This window comes from Ligilactobacillus acidipiscis DSM 15836 (assembly GCF_001435755.1).
Lineage (GTDB): Bacteria > Bacillota > Bacilli > Lactobacillales > Lactobacillaceae > Ligilactobacillus > Ligilactobacillus acidipiscis.
The window spans coordinates 4,887-9,185 of the sequence record NZ_AZFI01000082.1 but is presented as its reverse complement, the minus strand read 5'-3'; the positions used below and the strand labels follow the sequence as shown (position 1 = coordinate 9,185).

Below are 4,299 nucleotides of genomic sequence, written 5' to 3'. Positions count from 1 at the left end.
TCGTTCAAGTTATTTCTTGCAATCTGCCATTTGAATAAAATAAAGGATGATATTTACGATGAAAACCACTGATAATGTCTTAAGATTACTAGAAAACAACACGCTTCCTCTTTCTGGCCAGCAAATCGCGGATAATCTGCATATCTCACGGACAGCAATTTGGAAGGCAATCAAAAGTTTACAAGAAAATGGCTATGAGATCGAAAGCAAGCCGCATGTCGGTTACCTTTTATTAGATCCTCCCATGTTGTCCGAAGCTTTTATTAGACGCAACCTAACTAACAAAGTCCCACTAAAATTCGAACTCCACGATAATTTAGGATCAACTAATCTGCGAGCTAAAGAATTAGGGACCTTGCCACAAACAAATGAACCGCAGATAGTCATCAGCGATCAGCAGACTAAAGGCTATGGCAGATATGGCCGTTCATTTGCTTCACCTAAACAAACCGGGATCTATTTAAGTATCTTATTACAAAATCAGCAAAAGCATTTCAATGCCGGTCTACTGACAACCGCCACGGCAACTGCACTATGTCGGGCGATCGAGAAAAAGTTGGACATGAAGCCTGGGATAAAATGGGTCAACGATGTTCTCTGGAAAAATAAAAAAGTCAGTGGGATCTTAACTGAAGGGATCACCGACATTGAAACTGGAGACCTCAAACAAGTTGTGATCGGTATTGGTATCAATTATCTGACCGATCCTGACACTTTTACACCTGAATTGCAACAACGTGCGACCTCTCTACGTTCTGCCGTTCTTGCAAAAAATGTTTCCAGAAATGTCTTTATTGCTGCTTTTTTGGATGAATTCTTTAACTTGTACCCTAATTTTAACAGTTCTTCTTTCATTCAAGATTATCGAAAGTATTGTACAACACTAGGTAAGCGAGTCACGATCACTCAGGGCAGTCAAACGACAACTGGTACCGCACAAAATATCACCGACACGGGTGAACTGGTTTTAAATGATGGGAGGATCTTTTCTTCCGGTGAGATCACAAAAATTAGAAGTACACAAGATTAAAAGCTGTTGCGCTAATTTCTTTTTATTGCCCTTTTCCCATGATAAAATAGGTTTAGGTATAAGAACAAAAATTGCGAGGTGGACAAGATGAGTGAGAATGCTTTTTTCAATCCTGGGCAATCAGTTTCCAGCGATTATGATTTCGATAAGGCTTACGTAGCTGCAAAAATTTATCACGACAAATCAAAGAAACCTGTTGTTGTTGTCCGAGAAAAAGATGGTCAACCCTACTTGATTTTCGATGAACAAGCTGCGCAAAATACAAAGCTCGATGAAAACTCTGAATATTCGATCATCAAGAGAGTCGACGACTAAATAAATTCAAAATCAGCTTTATTCATCTAAAATCAAATGTAAAAAAGCAAAGCAGATATAATGTCTGCTTTGCTTTTGTTTTTCTAAGAGTCTGAACTTAATTATCCGAATGAAAGCGATTCTTAAATAGTGGACTAACAGGTTTATTTTCATGGATCCGCTTAATTGCGTCACCGATCAACGGTCCAACAGAAATCTGGATAAGTTTGTCAATTTGTTTTTCTTTCGGCAAATTGATCGAATCTGTCACGATCAATTCTTTGATTGGAGATTTTTCGATCCTTTCGATCGCAGGACCAGATAAGACTGGATGCGTTGCTGAAGCATAAACTTCAGTAGCTCCCGCGTCCATCAAAGCTTGTGCAGCTAACGTGATCGTACCGGCTGTATCGATCATATCATCGATCAGGATACATTTCTTACCTTCAACTGATCCGATAATATTCATAATTTCAGCCACATTCGCCTTAGGCCGTCTCTTATCAATAATTGCGATCGGTGCCTTTAAAAATTCAGCCAATTTACGGGCTCGTGTAACCCCACCATGGTCAGGTGAAACAACAACTGCATCCTTATCAATGCCCTTTGTCATAAAATAATCAGCCAACAACGGAGCACCCATCAAGTGATCAACGGGAATGTCAAAGAACCCCTGGATCTGAGCCGCATGGAGATCTAATGCGATCACACGGTCACAACCAGCTTTCTCTAACATATCAGCAACTAATTTTGCTGTGATCGGTTCACGGGAACGTGCTTTGCGGTCTTGACGAGCATAACCATAATACGGGATCACGGCGTTGATCGTATGAGCACTGGCACGACGTAAAGCATCGATCATGATCAACAATTCCATTAAATTATCATTTACTGGAGCAGAAGTTGATTGAACGATAAAAATATCGCACCCACGAATACTTTCTTCAATGTTGATTCGGATCTCACCATCGCTAAAACGATCGACAGATGTTCTCCCCAATGGTACACCAACAGCATTGGCAATTTTCTGTGCTAACGGTTTATTTGAATTCAAAGCAAAAATTTTTAACTTTGAATCGTTATATTGTTCAGACATAACAGCCTCCATCAGTCCTTAATATTCTTATTAACTCTCACATTAATCTTAAAGCATTTACTGCCTTAAAAGCAAGTCTTGCTAACCAAACTGTTAATTATTTTTTCTTGGCTGCTTCAGTTTCCTTAGCTGCCTGTGCTACTGGATATTTATCATAATAGCCGTCTTTATTTACTTGTCTGCCACGCGCAATAGCCATATCATGAGGTTTAACATCCTGTGTCACTGTTGAACCAGCAGCGATATACGCATGATCCCCAATTTCTACTGGTGCGACCACGTTACTGCCGCTGCCAATAAATGAATAGTCGCCAACATTGGTGTGATGCTTATTTATTCCATCGTAGTTAACAAAAACTGTGCCGCAACCAACATTGATCTCCTCGCCAAGTGTCGCATCGCCAACATAAGTTAAATGCCCAACTTTAGTATTTTCACCAATCGTTGCTTTTTTTACTTCAACAAAGTTACCAATGTGGACACCCTCACCAATATCAGCTTGAGGGCGAAGGTGACTGTACGGTCCAATATCTGAGTTATCATGCATTACTGAATTTTCGATCGTAGAAGAAGTGACCTTTACAGAATCACCAATAACTGAATCAACGATTTCAGAATGAGCGCCGATCACACAATCGGAACCAATTGTTGTCTGACCTTTTAAACTGACACCTGGTTCAATAATTGTATCTGAACCGATCTTAACATCAGTATCAATATAAGTATTATCCGGATCAACGATCGTTACGCCGTTTTGCATATGTTCTTTATTGATCCTTTTGCGCATGACTTTGGCAGCATTGGCTAAAGCAACACGATCATTAACACCCATTGATTCTTCAAAATCTTTCATTTGATATGCAGCAACGACCTTGCCTTCCTTTTGGAAGACCTCCATTAAATCTGTCAAATAGTACTCACCTTGAGCATTATCGTTGTTGATCTTATGCAAAGCTTTAAATAATTCTCGGTTATTAAAACAATAAACCCCAGTATTTATTTCCTGGACTGCAGCTTCTTCTTTAGTTGCATCTTTTTGCTCAACGATTTTCTCAACAATGCCTAAATCATTACGAATGATCCTGCCATAACCAAACGGAGCAGCAGCGTGTGCAGTAAGTACTGTAGCTACAGCACCTTTGGATTGATGATACTGAAATAATTCGGAGAAAGTTTCCGCAGTAAATAATGGTGTATCACCGCATGCGATCAGTGTGATCCCATCTTTATCACCTAGTAACCTTTCAGCTTGCATGACTGCGTGCCCTGTCCCAAGCTGTTCAGATTGAACAACATAATTTGTTCGCTCTTTTAAAGTTTTTTTGACCATTTCAGCACCATGTCCGATAACAGTCACGATTTGGTCCATATCATTTTTCTCAATTTGTGTTAACACGTGGTCGACCATGGGTTTACCACACACTGGATGCAAAATCTTGTACAATTTTGATTTCATTCGGGTACCTTGACCAGCAGCCAGAATCACAGCATATTTTGAAGACATTAATTATTACTCCTCTATTTTGAAATTAACGGAGCGAGTAATTAATTTATTTAAAATTAATTAGCTCATCCATAATTGGGTCACAACATCCCTGAAAATTACACTATTATACACTTTTATTGCGCACAAATAGCTTTAAGAGCAGACCCTTCTTTTGAATAATAACCCAGTTTTTACCAGTATGCAACTAGCCATCCTATTCTAAGCAAAACAAGCTTTAACTTTAATGATGATTTTTAGTGAATTTTTATCCTGGATTATTCATAATTTTACCTTGAGGTCTGCTTTTGGTTGTTGCCGTGCTGTTGCTGACCTTTTTTCTTTTTCACCTGCTGGGTGTACAAAAAGAGCACATCCTGTGCTATTGTAAAGTCG

At 39.2% G+C, this 4,299-nt stretch carries 4 protein-coding genes; 2 read left to right on the top strand and 2 right to left on the bottom strand.

Annotation, left to right across the window (positions count from 1 at the left end):
* Positions 1-58 precede the first annotated feature (58 nt).
* On the top strand, positions 59-1,030 hold the full coding sequence (locus FC65_RS06630; RefSeq protein ID WP_056972016.1) for a biotin--[acetyl-CoA-carboxylase] ligase: 972 nt from the start codon (positions 59-61) through the stop codon (positions 1,028-1,030).
* 87 nt (positions 1,031-1,117) lie between these two features.
* Complete coding sequence (locus tag FC65_RS06625) at positions 1,118-1,345, top strand: hypothetical protein (protein WP_010499405.1); 228 nt, start codon at positions 1,118-1,120, stop codon at positions 1,343-1,345.
* Between the two features lie 97 nt (positions 1,346-1,442).
* Here FC65_RS06625 and FC65_RS06620 read toward each other — a convergent pair whose 3' ends face one another.
* Complete coding sequence (locus tag FC65_RS06620; protein WP_010499404.1) at positions 1,443-2,420, bottom strand: ribose-phosphate diphosphokinase; 978 nt, start codon at positions 2,418-2,420, stop codon at positions 1,443-1,445.
* Between the two features lie 97 nt (positions 2,421-2,517).
* Positions 2,518-3,924: a bifunctional UDP-N-acetylglucosamine diphosphorylase/glucosamine-1-phosphate N-acetyltransferase GlmU gene (glmU, locus tag FC65_RS06615; protein WP_056972015.1), complete on the bottom strand. Its 1,407-nt coding sequence runs from the start codon at positions 3,922-3,924 to the stop codon at positions 2,518-2,520.
* Positions 3,925-4,299: the final 375 nt, after the last annotated feature.

Coding starts and splice junctions, on each gene's coding strand:
- FC65_RS06630 (WP_056972016.1), top strand. CDS start 59: ATGAAAACCACTGATAATGTCTTAAGATTACTAGAAAACAACACGCTT.
- FC65_RS06625 (WP_010499405.1), top strand. CDS start 1,118: ATGAGTGAGAATGCTTTTTTCAATCCTGGGCAATCAGTTTCCAGCGAT.
- FC65_RS06620 (WP_010499404.1), bottom strand. CDS start 2,420: ATGTCTGAACAATATAACGATTCAAAGTTAAAAATTTTTGCTTTGAAT.
- glmU (WP_056972015.1), bottom strand. CDS start 3,924: ATGTCTTCAAAATATGCTGTGATTCTGGCTGCTGGTCAAGGTACCCGA.